General features: G+C 56.0%; 15 protein-coding genes. 9 read left to right on the forward strand and 6 right to left on the reverse strand.

What is annotated here, in order from left to right; translation table 11 throughout:
• Window positions 1-36 precede the first annotated feature (36 nt).
• A complete protein-coding gene (locus OCV64_RS09000; RefSeq protein ID WP_186852092.1) occupies window positions 37-984 on the forward strand; it encodes a TIGR03943 family putative permease subunit in 948 nt (315 codons plus the stop codon).
• 93 nt (window positions 985-1,077) lie between these two features.
• Here OCV64_RS09000 and glsA read toward each other — a convergent pair whose 3' ends face one another.
• The gene (glsA, locus tag OCV64_RS09005; RefSeq protein ID WP_147572156.1) at window positions 1,078-1,995 is read right to left on the reverse strand and encodes a glutaminase A; all 918 of its coding nucleotides are present in this window, start codon (window positions 1,993-1,995) and stop codon (window positions 1,078-1,080) included.
• 247 nt (window positions 1,996-2,242) lie between these two features.
• On the opposite strand from glsA, the gene OCV64_RS09010 reads away from it, so the two are divergent.
• The 6 genes from OCV64_RS09010 to OCV64_RS09035 all read left to right on the forward strand — a co-directional run bounded on the left by OCV64_RS09010 (window position 2,243) and on the right by OCV64_RS09035 (window position 9,139).
• On the forward strand, window positions 2,243-3,508 hold the full coding sequence (locus tag OCV64_RS09010; RefSeq protein WP_262669839.1) for a putative DNA modification/repair radical SAM protein: 1,266 nt from the start codon (window positions 2,243-2,245) through the stop codon (window positions 3,506-3,508).
• Between the two features lie 35 nt (window positions 3,509-3,543).
• Window positions 3,544-4,323 carry a TIGR03915 family putative DNA repair protein gene (locus OCV64_RS09015; protein WP_240287357.1) on the forward strand — a complete coding sequence of 260 codons (780 nt, stop codon included), beginning with the start codon at window positions 3,544-3,546 and terminating at the stop codon, window positions 4,321-4,323.
• 293 nt (window positions 4,324-4,616) lie between these two features.
• Complete coding sequence (locus OCV64_RS09020; protein ID WP_262669840.1) at window positions 4,617-5,912, forward strand: MFS transporter; 1,296 nt, start codon at window positions 4,617-4,619, stop codon at window positions 5,910-5,912.
• A 234-nt stretch (window positions 5,913-6,146) separates the two neighbouring features.
• Window positions 6,147-7,751 (forward strand): glucosyltransferase domain-containing protein, encoded by a 1,605-nt coding sequence (locus tag OCV64_RS09025; protein ID WP_262669841.1) that lies wholly within the window; start codon window positions 6,147-6,149, stop codon window positions 7,749-7,751.
• Between the two features lie 4 nt (window positions 7,752-7,755).
• Window positions 7,756-8,727, forward strand: a complete 972-nt coding sequence (locus tag OCV64_RS09030; RefSeq protein WP_262669842.1) for a glycosyltransferase family 2 protein — start codon at window positions 7,756-7,758, stop codon at window positions 8,725-8,727.
• Window positions 8,699-9,139 (forward strand): GtrA family protein, encoded by a 441-nt coding sequence (locus OCV64_RS09035; RefSeq protein WP_147572150.1) that lies wholly within the window; start codon window positions 8,699-8,701, stop codon window positions 9,137-9,139. Before OCV64_RS09030 ends, OCV64_RS09035 begins: the two co-directional genes overlap by 29 nt.
• Before the next feature lie 76 nt (window positions 9,140-9,215).
• On the opposite strand, the gene OCV64_RS09040 is transcribed toward OCV64_RS09035, so the two are convergent.
• From OCV64_RS09040 to OCV64_RS09050, 3 genes are all read right to left on the reverse strand, one after another.
• Complete coding sequence (locus OCV64_RS09040; RefSeq protein ID WP_262669843.1) at window positions 9,216-9,926, reverse strand: TIGR01906 family membrane protein; 711 nt, start codon at window positions 9,924-9,926, stop codon at window positions 9,216-9,218.
• Window positions 9,927-10,319: 393 nt separating this feature from the next.
• Entirely contained in the window at window positions 10,320-12,080 is a 1,761-nt protein-coding gene (locus OCV64_RS09045) for a carbon starvation CstA family protein (protein ID WP_147572148.1), read from the reverse strand.
• Window positions 12,077-12,610 (reverse strand): hypothetical protein, encoded by a 534-nt coding sequence (locus tag OCV64_RS09050; protein WP_186852085.1) that lies wholly within the window; start codon window positions 12,608-12,610, stop codon window positions 12,077-12,079. The genes OCV64_RS09045 and OCV64_RS09050 overlap by 4 nt, the downstream gene beginning before the upstream one ends.
• A 379-nt stretch (window positions 12,611-12,989) precedes the next feature.
• Here OCV64_RS09050 and OCV64_RS09055 point away from each other — a divergent pair, with 379 nt between their 5' ends.
• Window positions 12,990-15,026: an LTA synthase family protein gene (locus OCV64_RS09055; RefSeq protein ID WP_240287352.1), complete on the forward strand. Its 2,037-nt coding sequence runs from the start codon at window positions 12,990-12,992 to the stop codon at window positions 15,024-15,026.
• Window positions 15,027-15,511: 485 nt separating this feature from the next.
• Window positions 15,512-16,147, forward strand: a complete 636-nt coding sequence (locus OCV64_RS09060) for a GyrI-like domain-containing protein (protein ID WP_147572145.1) — start codon at window positions 15,512-15,514, stop codon at window positions 16,145-16,147.
• Window positions 16,148-16,429: 282 nt separating this feature from the next.
• On the opposite strand, the gene OCV64_RS09065 is transcribed toward OCV64_RS09060, so the two are convergent.
• Both OCV64_RS09065 and OCV64_RS09070 read right to left on the reverse strand, forming a co-directional pair.
• On the reverse strand, window positions 16,430-16,888 hold the full coding sequence (locus tag OCV64_RS09065) for a helix-turn-helix domain-containing protein (protein ID WP_147572144.1): 459 nt from the start codon (window positions 16,886-16,888) through the stop codon (window positions 16,430-16,432).
• A gap of 320 nt (window positions 16,889-17,208) precedes the next feature.
• Window positions 17,209-18,360: an ABC transporter substrate-binding protein gene (locus OCV64_RS09070; RefSeq protein ID WP_243200896.1), complete on the reverse strand. Its 1,152-nt coding sequence runs from the start codon at window positions 18,358-18,360 to the stop codon at window positions 17,209-17,211.
• Window position 18,361: the final 1 nt, after the last annotated feature.

Here is an 18,361-nt window from a genome sequence, read left to right on the forward strand (position 1 = left end):
GGCCGCCCATCCATATCATACCACGAGGTGAAGATCATGCCCGATAGTAGGATCCCCCTGTATCTTATCACCGGCTTTTTGGACGCCGGCAAAACCACCCTTCTTACCGACACACTGAATATGGATTACTTTAACGACGGTCAGCGCACCGTCCTCCTCATGTGCGAGGACGGCGAGGAGGAGTACGACCCCCAGTTTCTCTCCCAGCGCAACTGTCGCCTGGTCCCCATCGAGGGGCAGGAGCAGCTCAACACCGAATTTCTAAAGGAAGTGGACCGGCGCTATCAGCCGGAACGGGTCCTGATGGAGTTCAATGGGATGTGGCCGGTGGACCTTCTGCGCAAGCTGAAGCTGCCCAAGACCTGGGGGCTGTACCAGGCCATCCATGTGGTGGACGGCACCACCTTTGAGATGTATCTGGCCAATATGCAGTCCATGTTCATCGACATGGTGACTGAGGCGGATATGGTCCTTTTCAACCGCTGCACTCCCGATATGCCCATGGCCGGCTGGAAGCGGTCCATCCGGGCGGTGAACCGTATGTGCGAGATCGTCTTTGAGGACGAGAAGGGGGAGGAGTTAGAGGTGGAGGATATCCTCCCCTACTCCCTGGAGGAGGACCACATCACCTTGGAGGACCCGGATTACGGCATCTGGTACCTGGATATCCAGGAGCACCCTGACCGGTATGTGGGCAAGACCATCACCATGAAAACCCAGGCCATGACCGGCTCCAAGCTGCCCCGTGGTACCTTCGTCCCCGGCCGCAACGCCATGACCTGCTGTGCCGAGGATATCCGCTTTTTCGGTTTCCTCTGTAAGTATGACAGAGCCCGCTCCCTGAAAAAGGGAGAGTGGGTCAAGGTCACCGCTGAGATCCGGTGGGAGCGCGCCGACGTCTACGATGGAGAGGGCGTGGTCCTTTACGCCCAGTCTGTGGAGAAGGCGGAGCGCCCTGAGGATCCCCTGGTATATTTCAGATAAGCAGAACGGCGCCCGGTACTTTGTACCGGGCGCCGCTTTTTTCTTCCCTTTTGGCCGGGAGCATCCGCAAACTCAATCGCTCCCCCTTCCTTATCAGAAAATACTTAGATACATCCGCTTAGACAACTCCTCCAACACCTTAATACCTGCCAGGCTGTTTCCCTTTCCATCCAGCCCAGGGGAAAAGATACCGATTCCCATTCTGGTGGGCACCACAGCCATAATGCCGCCTCCCACTCCACTTTTGGCCGGCACGCCTACATTGACCGCGAAATCTCCTGAGCCGTCGTACATCCCACAGGTCATCAAAATGGCGTTGACATAGGTGGCATACCGGCTGGGGAAGATCCGCTCCTCTGTCTGAGGCAGCTTCCCACGGTTGGCCAGCACAAAACCGATGTGGGCCAAGTCCTTGCTGTTCACCGAGATGGAACAGGCTTTGAAATAGCAGTCCAGCACCTGTTCCACATCGTCCTCGATCATGCCATAGGTCTTCAGCAGAAAGGCCAGTGCCCGGTTTTTATTTCCCGTCCGCTTTTCCGACAGGTAGACCTGCTGATCCAGATCGATCTCCTGGTCTCCGGCCAGCTGCCTGGTCAGGTCCAGCAGGCGCCGGAATCGCTCCTCATAGTCCTTTCCCTTAATCAGAGTACACATGGCGATGGCGCCCATATTGACCATGGGGTTCAAGTGGTCGCTGAACAAGGTCTGGTCCGTGACATTGATGGCGTCAAAGGGCTTGCCCGTGGCCTCTACGCCCACCCGGGATCGGACGTACTCCTCCCCGTTGTCCATCAGCGCCAGCAGCAGGAGGATAGGCTTGACCACGCTCTGGATGGTAAATCGCTTCTTGTAGTCCCCCGCCTGATAGTGCCGCCCGTCGCTGCGGAGCACATAAATCCCCAGGTCATTGGCATCTCCCTTCGCCAGCTCCGGGATATAAGTGGCCACCTTTCCCTGCTGGGTATAGGGCCGGCAATCCTCCAGTAACTGCTCCAACAACTCTTCCATTCCCCATCCTCCTTGTATTTTTTCAACAGGAGCACTCCATTTTTATGGATTTATTATAGCTGACTTTCATAATAAAGTCAATGAAAGCATAAATTCTTCCCCGTTTCAGAATACATAGGTCAATGCGCAAAACAGTGGCATCTCACGAAATGTCCAAGGTAGAAAGATTTTTCCTCTTGACATCTCGCTCCTTCTTACTATAATTGTATAGTACAAATGTTCTATATTTGTGTTGGAGGCGAACACCATGGAACTGCTAGACAAGCTGAATATCCTGGCAGACGCTGCGAAATATGACGCTGCCTGCACCTCCAGTGGACTGGACCGTGCAGGACGCTCCGGAACCATCGGAAGCGCCTCCATGACCGGCTGCTGCCACACCTTCTCCGCCGACGGGCGCTGCGTCTCTCTTTTGAAGGTGCTGATGACCAACATCTGTATCTACGACTGCCTGTACTGTATCAACCGACGGACTAACGACGTCCGGCGTGCCGCATTCTCCCCTAGAGAGCTGTGTGATCTCACCATGGGCTTCTACCGCCGGAACTACATCGAAGGTCTGTTCCTCTCCTCAGCTGTGATTCGGAATCCGGATTATACCACCGAATTGATGATTCAGACTCTCCACCTGCTGCGGACAGAGTACCGCTTTGGGGGCTATATCCACGCTAAGGCCATTCCGGGGGCCGATCCCCTCCTCACCCACCAACTGGGCCTGCTCGCCGACCGGTTGAGCGTCAATATCGAATTGCCCAGTGCCAAAAGTTTGGCCCTTTTGGCACCGGACAAGAAAAAGGAGGCCCTTTTGGCCCCAATGAAGCAGATCCGGGATGGCATCTCCCTATCCAAGCAGGAGTTGAAACTATACCGCCATACCCCCCGCTTCGCTCCCGCGGGACAGTCCACCCAGATGATTATAGGGGCCACTCCAGAAAGCGACCGTCACATTCTCGCCCTCACCCAAGGACTTTATGACCGATATTGTCTAAAGCGGGTCTTTTTTTCCGCCTATATGCCCGTATCCACCAGCCCTCTCCTCCCCTCTTCCCAGGACTTTAAGCCCCCGCTCCTACGGGAGCACCGGCTGTACCAGGCGGACTGGCTGCTCCGCTTCTACCACTTCCGGGCAGAGGAGCTGCTGGATGAGAGCCAGCCTAATCTGGATCCCAGGATGGACCCCAAGTGCTGCTGGGCGCTGCGGCATCTGCAATTTTTTCCGGTAGAGGTGAACCGGGCCGACTACGAGGCCCTTCTCCGGGTGCCAGGTATCGGGGTAACAAGCGCCCGGCGTATCCTCACCGCCCGACGGGTGGGTCCACTGACCTTTGAGGGTCTAAAGAGGTTGGGCGTGGTACTGAAACGAGCCCAGTACTTCCTCACCTGTTCCGGTCGTTGCCTGGAGGGACTGCGGGTCAGCGAGGACGGCCTGCTGCGCCACCTGCTCGCTTTGGAGTCCCCCGCTCAGACCTCTCCCATGGGCGAGCAGCTGTCTCTGTTCGACCAAGCTGTTTGAAGCGGGCTACTCCATACTATTCAGGAGGTGATCTCATGCCTTGGACCCAAGTATGCTGCCACTATGACGGCACCTTTTCTGGTTTTCTCACCTGTGTTTTTGAAACATATGTCAATCAGGAAGAACCAGTTGAGTTCCGCACACCGGAGGACCCCTGCTGCTCTCTGTACCCCCAGAGAACCATTATCACCGTGGAGGAGCACGCCCAGCGTGTATACCGCTCCTTCTCCCCCAAGCTGGGGCATGAGGGGCGGGAACTGGCCGCTCGCGGATTTCTCACTTGTCTGCCGGAGAAGGAGCTGTGGCTCTGGAGGCTTATCCGCCTGGGCTATGAGCGGGGCCCGGCCTTTGTCCGGGATCTGACCGACCCGACTGTGGACAAGGTACGGAAAGCGGTCCAGCAACTGAACAACGAGGCGCACCTATACACTGGCTTTGTCCGCTTTTCCGACCAGGGCGGCGTGCTGGTCGGAGAGATTGAGCCCAAGAACCGGGTCCTCCCCCTACTTCGTCCCCATTTCTGCTCTCGATATCCCCAGGAGCGATTCGTCCTCCACGACCGCACTCATGGCGAGGCGCTGTTCCACCAGCCGAACCAGTGGGCCATCCTGCCAGTGGAAGATTTTCATCCTGGACCGGCCGGCGAGAGCGAGCTGGCCTACCGCCGCCTGTGGAGATCCTTCTATGATGCGATCTCCATCCGGGGACGGGAAAATCCCAGGTGCCGCATGACCCAGATGCCTAAGCGGTATTGGGGTATGATGACCGAGTTCCAAAAGGAGTGGGACCGTGCCCTGCCGGAGGTCCATGGCTGACCTTAACGCCAGTGCAAGCTCTGACAACACCCTCCGTGGCTGCCGTAAGGCCGCCCCTTGTTTCTCGCCCTATTCCGTGGTATCATTGTCCCTGCCGCCGGTGATGCTACGGCGAGCTTGCCCGAATATGGGCATCTTAGGAGGACAGCACCATGAAGCTTGCCATTGGAGCGGCTCCGCGCAAAGTCTGACCGGGCGGATTTGCGTGGAGCGTGTATTTTCTCATTCCTTACCGCCCCTGCCGGACTTTGTGCCTGTTTTATCCCTATAAAACAAAAAAGGAGCAAAGTCCCATGTCATCTGTCTTTTCTTTTATTGGTGAGCTGAAGTCCTTTCTGATCCTTTGGTTCACCCAGTTGCTGTCCACTCTGGGCAGCTCCATGACCAGTTTCGCCCTTGTGCTCTGGTCGTATCAGGATCGGGGCTCCGCCCTGACCACAGCCCTGCTCTCCGTATGCTCCTATGCCCCATATGTGCTGGTGAGCATCTTCGCAGGTGCTCTTAGCGACCGTTGGAATAAGAAGGCTACCATGCTCTGTTGCGACACCTTTGCCGCCCTGTGCACCTCGACCGTGCTTCTGCTGGCGGCATCCGGTCAGCTTCATATGTGGCATCTATACCTTCTCAACGGTTTGACCGGCCTGATGAACACAGTTCAGCAGCCTGCCGCTGACGTGGCGGTCACTCTGCTGACACCGGAGAAGCACTACCAACGGGTCAGCGGCCTTCGTTCTCTGTCCTACTCGCTGAACAATATGCTGGCTCCCGCCCTGGGCACTGCCCTATACACCCTGCTGGGACTGGAGTGGGTCATTCTCTTTGACTTGGCTACCTTTCTGCTGGCCTTCTGCTCCCTGCTGCTATTCATCCCCATTCCGCAGGGACCAAAGCCGGAGCGGACGGAGAGCCTTCTACGCTCCACCCAGGCCGGTCTCCGCTATCTCGGTGAGAACCGAGGTATTTTAGATCTGATTCTCTTTTTGGCCGCCATCAACCTGACGGCCTCCATGTTCAACGCGGCCCTGCCTGCCCTGGCCCTTACTCGTCCTTGGGGTGGCGAAAACGTCCTGGGCTTGGTCCAGAGCGTCAGCGGTGTGGCCATGCTTGGGGGCAGCATAGCCGCTTCCCTCCTACCGGCCCCAAAAAGCCGGGTGCGTGTCATCTGCAATACCCTGCTGTTGGCAATGTCCACAGAAAATTTTATTCTCGCCCTGGGGCGTGATCTTTCTCTGTGGTGTGTGGGCGCCGCCCTCGGCTGGGTGGGTATTCCCATCATGAACGCCAATCTGGACGCCCTATTCCGATCCAGGATCCCTGTGGACATCCAGGGGCGGGTATACGCCGCCCGCAACTCCTTTCAGTTCTTCACCATTCCGGTGGGTTATCTGCTGGGCGGCTTTCTGGTAGATCAGGTGTTTGAGCCTCTCGCCGCCGCTCTTGGTCCAGATAGTCTCTGGGCTGCCCTCTTTGGGACCGGAAAGGGCGCCGGCGCCGCCGGGCTGTTCCTGGCCATGGGCTTTCTGGGTGTGGCCACCTGCCTGCTCTTCCGGCGGGACAAGCGAATCTGGGCCCTAGAATGCCAGGGATAGTCCTCCCATAACACCAAACAGGTCCTGACCTTATGGTCCGGGACCTGTTTTCTTTCCCAATCCTCCTTCCGTGCACTGTTTGGCCATCCGCTGTAAGGTGATACTGTTTATACGTCCATTGGGCCCGCCAAATTTCTCCTCTACTTTTTTCCTCTCCCTTGCAATATCCCGCAAAACGGCCTATAATGTGGAATGAGATTTTATGTACACTGGCCCCTACATAGGAGGGAACTTATGACCATTGACCAACGGGGCGCCGGTCTGTGGCGCCGGATCGCTCCCGCCCAGCGGACCGCCTTTTTCAGCTGCCTGATCACAGGCCTTTTAGTCCATTTGTACGCCTTCACCAACCTCATCCCCAACTCTGACGGCTTGAGCCGGGTCCATGATCTTCAACAGATGACTATCTCCGGCCGCTGGTTTCTCCATTACGCCTCCGCTCTCAACAGTTACACCCAGATGCCGGCGGCCATCGGCCTGCTGTCCCTGCTCCTCCTGGGAACCGCCGCCGCCCTGACCGTCAGTCTGCTTCGGCTGGACAGCCGGGTACTCGCTGGGCTAGCCGGTGCGGTGATGGCTGCTTTCCCAGTGATGGGATACACCTTTTTATACCTGTTTACCGCTTCCGCCTACTGTCTGGCTATTTTGCTCGCGGTGCTGTCCGTCTGGCTGGCTAGGCGGGGAACCCTTCTGAGTTGGGCGGCTGGAGTGGTGGCTCTCGCTCTGTCCATGGGGACTTATCAGGCCTATGTGACTGTGGCCATCTCTCTGTCCCTACTGGCAGTGTTTCGGGCTGCTCTGGACCCTGAGTTCACCTTCCAATCCACCCTCCGCCTAGGTCTCCGGCTGATGGCCTATTTGGCTGCCGGCGCCCTGCTGTACTACGGTGTCCTTCTGCTGTTCCTACAGTTCAAGGGCCTGGAGCTGTTATCCTATCTGGGAATGGACGCCGCCAGTTCCGGCTATCCCTTCGATCAGCTTCCCCGGCTTATCCTGGATTCCTATAAACAGGTGGTGTCCTTCTTTTTTCTTCCCGGCTCCGCCAACGGCTTCGCTGATTTGTGGATGGTCATTCTGGATCTGGCCGCTCTGGCTTTGGGGGGAGCCTGCTTTCTCCTCCACCTGGGGAAAAAGGGGCTTTATCGGGATAGGTGGCGGCCCCTGACCGCCCTGTCTATGGTCGCCCTCCTGCCTCTGGGCATGGACTTTGGCCAGATCCTCAGCCCATGGTCTGTCCCTACTCCCCTAATGAAATACGCCTTTGTATCTGTCTATCTTCTGGTCCTCCTGGCCGTCGGGCTGTTGGACAGTCAAGGGGCCTCCGCCGGTCCTGGGGCCTGGGTCCCTCCCGCCGCTGTCCTGTGGGGAGTGCTTCTGCTGGTGTTCTGCCTGAATACCAACAATCTGCTGTACACCGCCTCCGCCCAGGCCCACCGGGCTACAGAGAGCTATCTCACCCGGCTTTTTGCCCGTGTGGAGGCCTGCCCCGGCTATGAGCCGGGGATGGAGGTCGCTATCGTGGGCGCTATCCCGGAAGATCAGCTGACGGCCCAGATTGACATCTACGATCAGGTGGACCATTACAGTGTCCCCCGTGATACAGTGGCCCCCCTGAACAAGCACATCTACTACTACCTGAACGACTGGCTCAACATTCCCGTGGCGGAACCTGACGAGGACACCATGATCGCTGTGGCCGCTTCTCCGGAGTTCCAGTCCATGCCCCTCTACCCCGCCCAGGGCAGCGTCCAGATGGTGGGCGGCCGAGTGGTTGTGAAGCTCCAGGAGGAGTACACCCCAAAATCTGACTTCGAGATCGCTTATGAGAACAGGAGATAAGCAAATGGAAGACACCCTAAGATCCGGCCTGCTGTCCGTCGTTCTGCCCTCCTACAACGAGGAGGCCTCTATCCCACGGGCGGCGGACACCATTACCGCCATCCTGATAGATGCGGACATCCCCCATGAGTTAGTATTCGTGGACGACGGCTCCCGGGACCGCACCTGGACCGTCATTCAGGAACAGGCGGGCCGCCATCCCCAGGTCCGTGGGGTCCGCTTCTCCCGGAATTTCGGCAAAGAGGCCGCCATCTTCGCCGGTTTGGCCCAGGCCCGTGGAGACTGCACTTTAGTCATGGACTGTGATCTGCAGCACCCGCCAGAGAAGGCGGTGGAGATGTACCGCCTGTGGCAGGAGGGCTACCAGGTTGTGGAGGGGGTCAAGGCCAGTCGCGGCAAGGAAAACCCCTTGCATACCTTTGCGGCTAAAAGCTTTTACTCCATCATCAGCCGGGCTACGGGCATTGATATGTCCCGTGCCTCCGACTTCAAGCTGTTGGACCGCCGAGCGGTGGATACCCTGCTCGCTATGCGGGAGAAAAATGCCTTTTTCCGTGCCCTCTCCTCCTGGATCGGCTTTCAGACCACCCAAGTGGAGTTTGAGGTACAGCCTCGGTTGGAGGGCGAGTCCAAGTGGTCCATCCGCAGCCTGGTCCGATACGCCATCACCAACATCACCTCCTTCTCCGCCGCCCCCCTTCAACTGGTCACCCTGCTGGGCGTAGTGGTCTTTCTCTGCTCGGTGGCGCTGGGCATCCACTCTCTATGGCAGTGGGCCTCTGGCAACGCGCTGGAGGGCTTTACCACCATCATTTTGCTCCAGCTGTTCATCGGCAGCATCCTGATGATCTGTCTGGGCGTCATCGGCTATTACATCGCCAAAATCTATGAGGAAATCAAGGACCGGCCACGGTATATCGTGGCCGAACGATGCGAGGGGGACCGGGATGAAGGAACTGCTAAAAAAGATATTTGATCCCACCTTCTTCCGTTTCATCCTGGTGGGGATTGTCAATACCCTGGTCGGCTATGGCGTCATGTTCGGGCTCTACAACCTAGCGGGACTCTACACCTGGGGCGAGGTGGGCGAGTGGGTCTCCTCCGCCGCTAACTATATTGTAGGCAGCGTAGTCAGCTTCTTTTTGAATAAGCACTTCACCTTCCGCAACCAGGAGAAAGGGGCTGGGGTCGTCCTTCGATTCGCGCTCAATATCACCGTCTGCTGGTTGCTGGCCTACGGTCTAGCCCAGCCTCTCATGGGCTGGCTGCTGGCCGGTATGGGTCTTAGCCCACAATGGGAAGGTAACCTTACCCTACTAGCCGGCTCCGGTCTGTTTGTGATTCTGAATTACTTTGGTCAACGCTTTTTCGCCTTCCGGGCGAAATAAAAAATTGGGGTTTTCGGTACAGCCCTAGGACCGAAGATAAAAGGCGGTGTGTTCTGATAAAGAACACACCGCCTTTTTATCCTTGACAGCCAGAACAACCTCCCTGCCTACTCACTTCCTCTCGCCGCTTCTTCCGTATACTGGCGGCCCACAGGTCCGCCCCAATCAGGACGGCGCACCAGGTTAGCAGTAGAGTCAGCACCAAAACGGCACAGTTCCGGAAAAATTCCTGGGGCAAAATCAGGATAACCGGGTCCTCCCACCAGTTAAAAAGCCAGTTCTCTTTTCCTGGGAAAAACAGGGCATGGAACACCACAAAGGCCCGGTCAAAGTCCAAGGCCGCCAGTCCGCCCACCACCAGGAAGATAGCACCCAGCGCGGACGCGGCCCAGAATCCGGGACCTCGTCCAAGAAAACAATGGGGGCGAGCCTTTTTTCTCCTGCACCAGAAAAACAGGACCACAAGTCCGGCCAGGGACAGTACAAGTACCCACAGGTCCAGGAGGAACAGCCCCCTCACATCGGCAAAATGGCTGGCCCCGGAGGCTGAAAAGGGGAGCACGCCGGCGGCAAAGTTCGGACGCTGGCCCAGGCAGTAGTCCATCATCTGGTCAAACGCCTCTGTGATCTGCTCCCTGGTCAGGCCAGTATACTCCACCAGCCCCAGTGCGTCGATATGCGCGTAGTAAAATGGGCGGCATAGCAGAGGGGCGGCGATGGAGCCGCTAAGAACCGCCAGGGCGGTGAGGAGAGAAAGCAGCAGGGACAGCGGTTTACTGGTTTTCATAGTCATGACCTCGCAATACAGCATCTGGAAGTAGGGATAAGGCAAGCCGCACCTGACCGGTCAGGTTCCCCCCACACACATACCGACACCGGAAACGTGCTCCAGCCACCTGGGCGCTCCCCGGACTATCGATAATTTCCACACAAATATCACAGCACAAAAATCGTCGGCCCCAGAGGAAACAGGTGAAACCTCCTGTGGCATCCACATGTAGGAAATCTCCATAGGCCGCTGTCAGGACCAGCAGGAACACAGTAACCGAGCGCTGCGCTCCCTCACCGGCCGCTGACTCACCTTTTCCAGATTATCTTAATCATAACACAGTTGGTCCGGCACTGCAACAAAAAGCGGGCCCGGCGTACCGGGTCCGCTTTTGTCGTTCGGATGGAAAAATCAGGCGGCCTTCTTCTTGCCGAAGATGGTCTTGCAGCCCTCCACAGCCAGTACGATGGCCAGCACAAACAGGGCAGCACCCAAGATAGACTGAGCATAAGGAGCCCAGTCGAAATTGCCGGCCTTGTCCAGAGGCATACCGCCAGCGGCCATGATCTTACCAGCCTGGGTGGTGATAGTCTGGACCAAAGAAGTCAGAGTGACCACCAGCATGAAGGCCATGGGGATATAGAACATCTTGTTGTTGCGGCCGATGTTGCCCAGCCAGGCACACACAGTCAGCAGGGCCAGAGCGGCCAGCAGCTGGTTGGCTGCGCCGAACAGGGGCCAGATCTTGGAGTAGCCAGTCATGCCCAGGCCAACGCCCAGCACCACGGTGATGACAGTGGCCACGAAGGGGTTGCACAGGATGGCCTTGAAGCCGGTGGCATCCTTATAGGTCTGGCCGGGCTCCAGCCAGAACTCCTGGAACATGTACCGTGCCAGACGGGTGGCGGTGTCCAGAGAGGTCAGGCAGAACACGGACACGGTCAGGACCAGCAGGGAACTGATGGTACTCTGGGCGCCAGCCAGGCCGGGGATGGAGGCGACCATGCGGGAGATGCCGGTAGCGAATACCTGTGTGGGAGTTACGATCTCGCCGGAGGCGTACTCGTTCCAGATGAAGGACACGGCGGACAGGGAGATCAGAGCCAGGGCGCACTCGATGAGCATACCGCCGTAGGCGATGGGCTTGGCGTCCCGCTCGTGGTCCAGCTGTTTAGCGGTGGTGCCGGAGCCCACCAGGGAGTGGAAGCCGGAGATGGCGCCGCAGGCGATGGTAACGAACAGAGCTGGGAAGACATAGCCCAGAGAGGTCCCGGTCGGGGCGATGGTGTCATACGCGCCGGTGAAGGCGGGCATATCCATATGAGCGGCGTCCGCGCCGGTGAGGCCGGCGCCGATCACGCCCACGGCCGCGATGACCATCATGGCGTACAGCAGGAAGGAGGACAGATAGTCACGAGGCTGGAGCAGAATCCACACGGGGGCCACGGAGGCGATCAGAATGTACACACCGATAATCCACATCCAAGCGGTGTTGGACAGGTAGATAGGGTGCCACTTCAGACCGATGGCCAGGCAGATCACGATACCGATGACGCCCACGATGGTAGCTACGGACAGAGAAGCGCCCCGACGGTAGACGAAAAAGCCAAAAAGAATAGCCATAATAATGAACAGCAGGGAAATCATAGCCACAGAGGCATTCGTCCCGGAAGCGGCCACATCCACCACACCGTCTACATAGGTGGCCTGGAAAGTGCTGGCCACGATGGAGGCAAAGGCGGCCACCACGAGCACCAGGGTCAGGTAAGAGAAGGTCAGAAACAACTTTTTAGCCCGCTCACCGATGTTCAGTGCCACCACTTCGCCCAGGGACTGACCCTTGTGGCGGATGGAGGCGAACAGGGCGCCATAGTCATGGACAGCGCCGAAGAAGATACCTCCGATCAGAACCCACAGCACCACAGGAACCCAGCCAAAGACAGCGGCCTGGATGGGGCCGTTGATGGGGCCGGCGCCGGCGATGGAGGAAAAGTGGTGTCCCATCAGGACAGGGGCCTTGGCAGGGACGTAGTCCATGCCGTCCTCCAGCTCATGAGCTGGGGTGACCTTGGAGTCGTCAACACCCCACTGTTTGGCAAGCCAGCCGCCGTAGAAGATGTAGCCTACGATCAAAATAGCGATGCCAACGATAACAACTAACATTGCATTCATTGCGTTTTCTCCTCTCCTAAATGATATGCAGAGATGATACTCCCTGTCAGCCGCTTCAGATCTTTTTGTATCGCTCTTCCCGCGCGGTTGACAGTGATTTCGCCCGTGGACAGGTCCACGGCGGCTATTCTAAACTCCATCCATCCATGGAGCGATAGCTTATATTCCCGGCGCTTCTTCAGCTTCCTCAGCTTGGCCAGGGCTTGGGGCTCGGCGCTGTCATATAGCGTCACCGCCGTCAGATAGGTATACATATGCTGTATATGGGGGTGCACACGGGGCTCTCCGTCCTCCAGCACCCGCTGAAAGATCTGGTCCACAGCCCCCTCATCCAGGTGGTCCACCGCACAGAGATAGAGATACTCATGGTTTTCCGCCGCCCACAGCTCCGCTTTTTTGACCAGAACATACTGGCTATCCCGCATATGATAGGCGCACAGCGCCTTGAGCGGAGTACCGTCTTCTATATCCTCAATATCGTAATAGGCGGCATAGGCCCGTTTCAAGCGGTCCAGCGCCAGTTGACTCATTCGGGACAAGGTATCCTCGCTTTCCAGCTCCCGCCCACAGACATAGTAAAACAGCCAGACTTACAAAGGACGGCTGTTTTGTGTGATCGCCCTGTTGAACACAGAGGCTCCCTGGTGTAAACCTGCGGGAATTATGAACAATCTATTAATATCATCGCTATCATATCAGATTGTAGAAAAATTTGCAAGTAGTATTTGCTATCTTCAGGTCAAAAAGCGCCTTATTTCTCTCCATATTTTATTCATATTGTACAATTTTTGAGCGGTTTTTTATCAGGGCATAAAATCTTAAATTTTTTCTCTCCGCCTTCCCTGCATTGACAGCCTAACGGGAATGGACTAGAATAAAAATACATTTCTTAGCCGGAGGATCTTAATCATGAACGGATCTGTTCCGCTTCGGGGCCTTCCTATCCCAGAGCGGTGGCGGAGGCTTGCCCTCCCTTCCCTGTTCTTCGCCGCGGTCATCTACTATGAAGAATTATTCTTGAAGCTGTACTGCTTTTACTCCCTGTCCCCTGTTGGAATGCTGTTCACCCTACTGTTCACTCTGCCTGTGGCCCTCCTCTTGGGACTCTTGTGCGGCGGCCTGCCCCCCCGCCAGGGCCGGGTCCTGTTACCTCTGCTCACGCTGCTCCTCTCCCTGTGGATCGGGGCCCAGGCCATCTACTATCACCTGTTCAAGACCTTTCTGACCATCTTCTCTCTCACCAAGATGGCGATGGTCGCCGGGGCCTTTGGCGATATGGCCACCATGGAGGTATTAGTCAACTGGTTCCCTGTGCTGATGATGGCCATTCCGGTGATTCTGTCCTTCCTCTTTCGCCAGCGGCTAGTCCCAGACCATCCTCCTCTGGTCCGGGGCCAGAGGAGACGATGGGCGGTCATGGCCGCCGCTATCCAGTTGGCCACCATGTGCATCGTGCTGCTGTGCAGCGGCGGCGCCATGTCCCTGCGGTATATCTACACCCAGGCCGCTGTCCCGGCTCTGGAAACGCAATATTTCGGCATGATGACCCAGACACAGTTGGAGATCCGCCGGGTCCTCTTTGGCATCGACCCAGACCAACCTGCCGACCCGGATATCTCCCAGGAGCCTGATGGCACAGAAGTGAACGGTTCCACGCCAAACCGCAGCGGCGACCATGTGATGGACCTCCCCTTTGACACTCTCATCCGGCAGGAAACGGATGCAGATATGCTGGCGATGCATCAGTGGTTCTCCCAGCGGGAACCCACGGCTAAAAACCAGTGGACCGGCTATTTTAAGGGTAAAAATCTGGTCTGGATCGTGGCAGAGGGCTTTTCCACCCTGGCCATGGATCCCCAGCGCACCCCCACTCTGTGGAAGCTGTCCCACCAGGGCTTTGTATTTGAGAACTTCTATACCCCCTTGTGGGGAGTATCCACCTCGGACGGTGAGTATGTTACCACTACCAGTCTGATCCCCAAGTCGGGTGTTTGGAGCTACTCCCAATCCTCGGACAACTATATGCCCTTCGCGCTGGGTACCCAATTCCGCAAGGAAGGCTACCGGACCATGGCCTTCCACGACTACCTCTACGACTACTACGACCGGAATCTATCCCACTCCAATATGGGCTATGAGTACTATGCCATCGATCAGGGGTTACGGGCGGAGGATGTGATTCCTGCCGACGATCTGGCTGCTGGGCGGATTTTTCCCCCTTCTGACGAGATGATGATGGATACCATTGTCCCCATGTTTGTGGATGAGGACCAGTTCATGGTCTACTGCCTGACAGTCAGCGGCCACCTGAATTATACGCTGGAGGAGAATATCATGTCTGCCCGCCACTGGGACGAGGTCAAGGACCTGCCGTACAGCGACCCGGTCAAGTGCTATCTTGCCAGCCAAATCGAGCTGGAGCTGGCTGTGGAGAGCCTGGTAGAGCAGTTGGAGGCGGCGGGCAAACTGGAGGATACGGTCATTGTCCTGTCCGCCGACCACTACCCCTACGGCCTCACTGACGAGGAGTACAGCGAGTTGTTGGGCCACCCGGTGGACCCAATATTTGAGATCTATGAAAATACTTTGATCCTGTGGAGCGCCGACCTGGAGGAGCCGGTCTATGTGGACAAATACTGCTCCAGCCTGGACGTGATGCCAACCCTATCTAACCTCTTTGATTTGGAATATGACTCCAGATTGCTCATGGGGTCGGACATTTTGTCCGACAGCCCGGAGCTGGTGATTTTCGCCGATTACAGCTTTATCAACGAGCGGGGCTACTACAACTCCTCCGACGACTTGTTCACCCGCTGGGACGGCAGCGAAACCGATTTGGAGGCCCTGGTCCCCCTGGTCAATGAGGTACAAAATCGGGTGGCCTATTCCGCCTCCATTCTGGATACAGATTACTACCGTCTTCTCTTCCACGCCCCTACTGACTAAAGACGCCCCCTGGATAACCAGGGGGCGTCTTTCCTGTATATCAAACCCGCGGGCGGGGTATTTTTGGTCTGCCGCCCCGAGGCCGGCTGAGGGGCAGCAGTGAGCGGGCCGGTCCTTCTCCTGGCGTTCTGCCTGATAGAGAAGTCCGGGGGCCGGCGCAGTGGGGCGTCATCGGCCCAGACGGCCCATTGTCCGTCATTTCAAAGAATGGGTCAGCGGGTATCCACCCTTGACCTAATCTTAGGATACCATGTACACCCAGGGAATTTTTCACAGAACTGCAAATAATTCATGAACCTTCCATGAACAGGCCTATGGTACATTCCAGCAAGGTGTCCTGGATATCCATGGGTATCGCGGCAGCCGTTCTCTGATCCTGTTCCCCACCTTGAAGAGAGCCTAAAAATATTGTATAGTTACAAATATCCCATCATTGAAGCCCCACTGACCGGGGCACACACCAGTGGCATAAGGAGGACAACTATATGGCCTTTGATTTCAAAAAAGAATTCAAAGAATTTTATATGCCAAAGGACAGGCCGGAGATCGTAGAGGTCCCGTCCACCAACTACATCGCAGTGAGAGGCGAGGGAGATCCCAATGCAGAGGGCGGCGCGTACCAGCGGGCGATCAGTATCCTATATGCCGTTGCGTACACGTTAAAAATGAGCTACAAGAGCGATTATAAGATTGAGGGCTTTTTTGAGTATGTCGTTCCCCCACTGGAAGGGTTCTGGTGGCAGGGCGGTACAGCCGGGGCGGGCTATGGGCGTAAAGAGGACTTTCACTGGATCTCCGTCATTCGTCTGCCGGATTTTGTGACCAGAGAACACTTTGGCTGGGCAGTCCAAACTGCTGAGAAGAAGAAGCGGATAGACTGCTCATCGGCCGAATTCCTGACGATCCATGAGGGTCTGTGCGTCCAGATCATGCATCTTGGCCCATTTGACGAGGAGCCCAAGACCGTGGCTCTGATGGAGGAATATTTAGAAAAACATGGATATGTGACAGATCTCACAGCCGACCGCCTGCATCACGAGATCTATCTGTCCGACGCGAGAAAAGTGGCGCCTGAACGGTGGAAAACAGTGATCCGCCATCCCATCAAGAAAAAGGCATAAGTCTTTGTCAGTCCAATTTGAGGCCCTTCCCTCCAGGGAGGGGCCTCTTTATATTATTTTTTATGAAGCGTATATGCCACAACCGTACATATGATGATCCCAACGCTAAACGGAACGGCATACAGAAAGGCAACGCTGGCCGGCGCGCTGTAGCAGGAGTGCTCAATACCGCAAAGCATATCACGGTAATGATAGGCAACCACGAAACACATTATGTCAGATAGTACAATCGCGAGCGCCGTGAACAAATAACTCAACTTTTTCATATGCCTGCCCCCCAATTCATTTTTTTCGCAATATTAGTGCTAATCCTATAACCATCGAAAGCACGCAGAGAATGATAAGTATACCAGATCCGCTCAAAGTAACTGTTGAAGCAGCATTAAGCTGTTCCGCTGCGCTTGGACTCAAAACCATCATAGCTCCGAACAGAATCAGACAGATAGCACCCACCAAGCAAAGCCCTATGCCCACTTTCATTTCGATTGCTTTTGGATCTTTGGTTTTTTCTAGTTCCTGTGGCACTTCATTTGTCCCTTGAGTAAATGCCTCGTCTTTCACAAGTTCGTCGATAGTAATGTCAAAGCACTCGCTCAATGCTAACAGTTTTTCTAATTCAGGCGTTGATATTCCACTCTCCCATTTGGAGATAGCCTGTCTTGAAACGCCTATTTTCTCCGCCAGCTGTTCCTGAGAAAGCCCGCTGTTCCGCCTGAACTGATAGATCCTTTCAGACAACATCTTCTTTCCCTCCCTATAAGCACTATACCGCCATTCCTAGTTACATACTATCAACTATGGTTGAAACTTCCGCAACCGGCGGTTGCGGAAGCAATTTTTTTCTCCTATAACAGATATCCTTATCCCGCACCGTAGTCAAGAAGTGAATATCAATAGTATACTCCCGATTCTTTTTCACTGCCAGAGGTATCTCTTCTCTAGCTATCGGTATCCAACGACGGTCTCCCCCCTGATCTTAATTGAGTCCTCCATCCCCTCTTAAGGTTTTTACCGGCCACATAAAAAGCCCGCTATCTCTTTTCAGAGATAGCGGGCCTGTTTCAGTTAATACCCAGTTGAGTCCAGAGCTCGTTGTACAGATTGCGGATATCGGGCGGGGTGACCAGATAGGCTTCGCACCGGTCCAACACCTCCTGGGGAGCGGCCATAATCTCATACAGCTCCATATCCAGAGGCTCGCCGTACTGCTCCTCGTACCAAGCGGGGTACTGCTCCAGCGCCTCGCTGTTGGGAGAGGCATACCAGATATAGTCCATGTTGGCCAGGTTGGCCTCGGTGGAGGCAATAAAATTGATCCATTCATGGGCCTCGTCCACATTCTGAGCGTTTTTCAGAATGCACATGGCGTCCACGAACCAGTTGGAACCCTCCTCAGGCACCACATAGGCCAAATCAGGGTTGTTCTCCCGCATGGTCAGGTAGTCGCCGGCGTAATAGGCGGTGATAGCGGCGTTGCCCCGCTCCATGGCCTGGAAGATCTCGTCCATATAGAATGCCTGATAGACGCCCTTGGCGTTGGCATCAGCCAGCAGCTGATAGGCCTCACGGATCTCACTCTCATCAGTGGTATTGACGGAGTAGCCCAGATAGTACAGCGCAATGCCCAGGGCGTCACGGGAGTTGCGGATCATCACCACATTGTCGGCGTACTTCTCATCGAACATAGAGCTCCAACTGGTAATGGGCTCGTCTACCATAGTGGTGTTATAGATGATGCCCAAAGTACCCCAGGTGTACGGTACGGTATACAGGTTCTCTGGATCATAGGACAGATTCCGGAATCGTGGGTCGATCTTCTCAAAGTTGGGGATCTTGCTGTAGTCCAGCTCCTGGAGCATCCCCTCCTCAATCAGCTGAGAGATCATATAGTCAGAGGGGACGATAACATCATAGTTCGCTCCGCCCAGGGCCAGGGTAGAATACAGCGCCTCGTTGCTCTCGGCGGTCTGGTAGTTGACCTCGATGCCGGTCTTCTCCTCAAATTCATCGATCAGGCTTGTGTCGATATACTCACCCCAGCTGCACACATTGACTACCCGCTTTCCGGTGTTGGTGCCGCTGCTGTTGTTGCCCGCGCTGCCGGTACTGCCGCTCCCCGCGGTATCCCCTCCATTGTCCTCCATGGCGCATCCGGACAGGAACAGGCCCAGCGCCATGGTCATGGCGAGGGTCAAGGCTGCGATTTTTTTCAAT

Origin of the sequence: Muriventricola aceti, assembly GCF_025567565.1 — a bacterium.
GTDB classification, from domain to species: Bacteria; Bacillota; Clostridia; order Oscillospirales; family Oscillospiraceae; genus Lawsonibacter; species Lawsonibacter aceti.

What these genes read in the sequence shown, in the direction of transcription:
- OCV64_RS09045 (WP_147572148.1), bottom strand. Translation starts at nt 12,080, where the DNA reads ATGAATGCAATGTTAGTTGTTATCGTTGGCATCGCTATTTTGATCGTA.
- OCV64_RS09065 (WP_147572144.1), bottom strand. Translation starts at nt 16,888, where the DNA reads ATGTTGTCTGAAAGGATCTATCAGTTCAGGCGGAACAGCGGGCTTTCT.
- OCV64_RS09040 (WP_262669843.1), bottom strand. Translation starts at nt 9,926, where the DNA reads ATGAAAACCAGTAAACCGCTGTCCCTGCTGCTTTCTCTCCTCACCGCC.
- OCV64_RS09060 (WP_147572145.1), top strand. Translation starts at nt 15,512, where the DNA reads ATGGCCTTTGATTTCAAAAAAGAATTCAAAGAATTTTATATGCCAAAG.
- OCV64_RS09055 (WP_240287352.1), top strand. Translation starts at nt 12,990, where the DNA reads ATGAACGGATCTGTTCCGCTTCGGGGCCTTCCTATCCCAGAGCGGTGG.
- OCV64_RS09030 (WP_262669842.1), top strand. Translation starts at nt 7,756, where the DNA reads ATGGAAGACACCCTAAGATCCGGCCTGCTGTCCGTCGTTCTGCCCTCC.
- glsA (WP_147572156.1), bottom strand. Translation starts at nt 1,995, where the DNA reads ATGGAAGAGTTGTTGGAGCAGTTACTGGAGGATTGCCGGCCCTATACC.
- OCV64_RS09015 (WP_240287357.1), top strand. Translation starts at nt 3,544, where the DNA reads ATGCCTTGGACCCAAGTATGCTGCCACTATGACGGCACCTTTTCTGGT.
- OCV64_RS09020 (WP_262669840.1), top strand. Translation starts at nt 4,617, where the DNA reads ATGTCATCTGTCTTTTCTTTTATTGGTGAGCTGAAGTCCTTTCTGATC.
- OCV64_RS09025 (WP_262669841.1), top strand. Translation starts at nt 6,147, where the DNA reads ATGACCATTGACCAACGGGGCGCCGGTCTGTGGCGCCGGATCGCTCCC.
- OCV64_RS09010 (WP_262669839.1), top strand. Translation starts at nt 2,243, where the DNA reads ATGGAACTGCTAGACAAGCTGAATATCCTGGCAGACGCTGCGAAATAT.
- OCV64_RS09000 (WP_186852092.1), top strand. Translation starts at nt 37, where the DNA reads ATGCCCGATAGTAGGATCCCCCTGTATCTTATCACCGGCTTTTTGGAC.
- OCV64_RS09035 (WP_147572150.1), top strand. Translation starts at nt 8,699, where the DNA reads ATGAAGGAACTGCTAAAAAAGATATTTGATCCCACCTTCTTCCGTTTC.
- OCV64_RS09050 (WP_186852085.1), bottom strand. Translation starts at nt 12,610, where the DNA reads ATGAGTCAACTGGCGCTGGACCGCTTGAAACGGGCCTATGCCGCCTAT.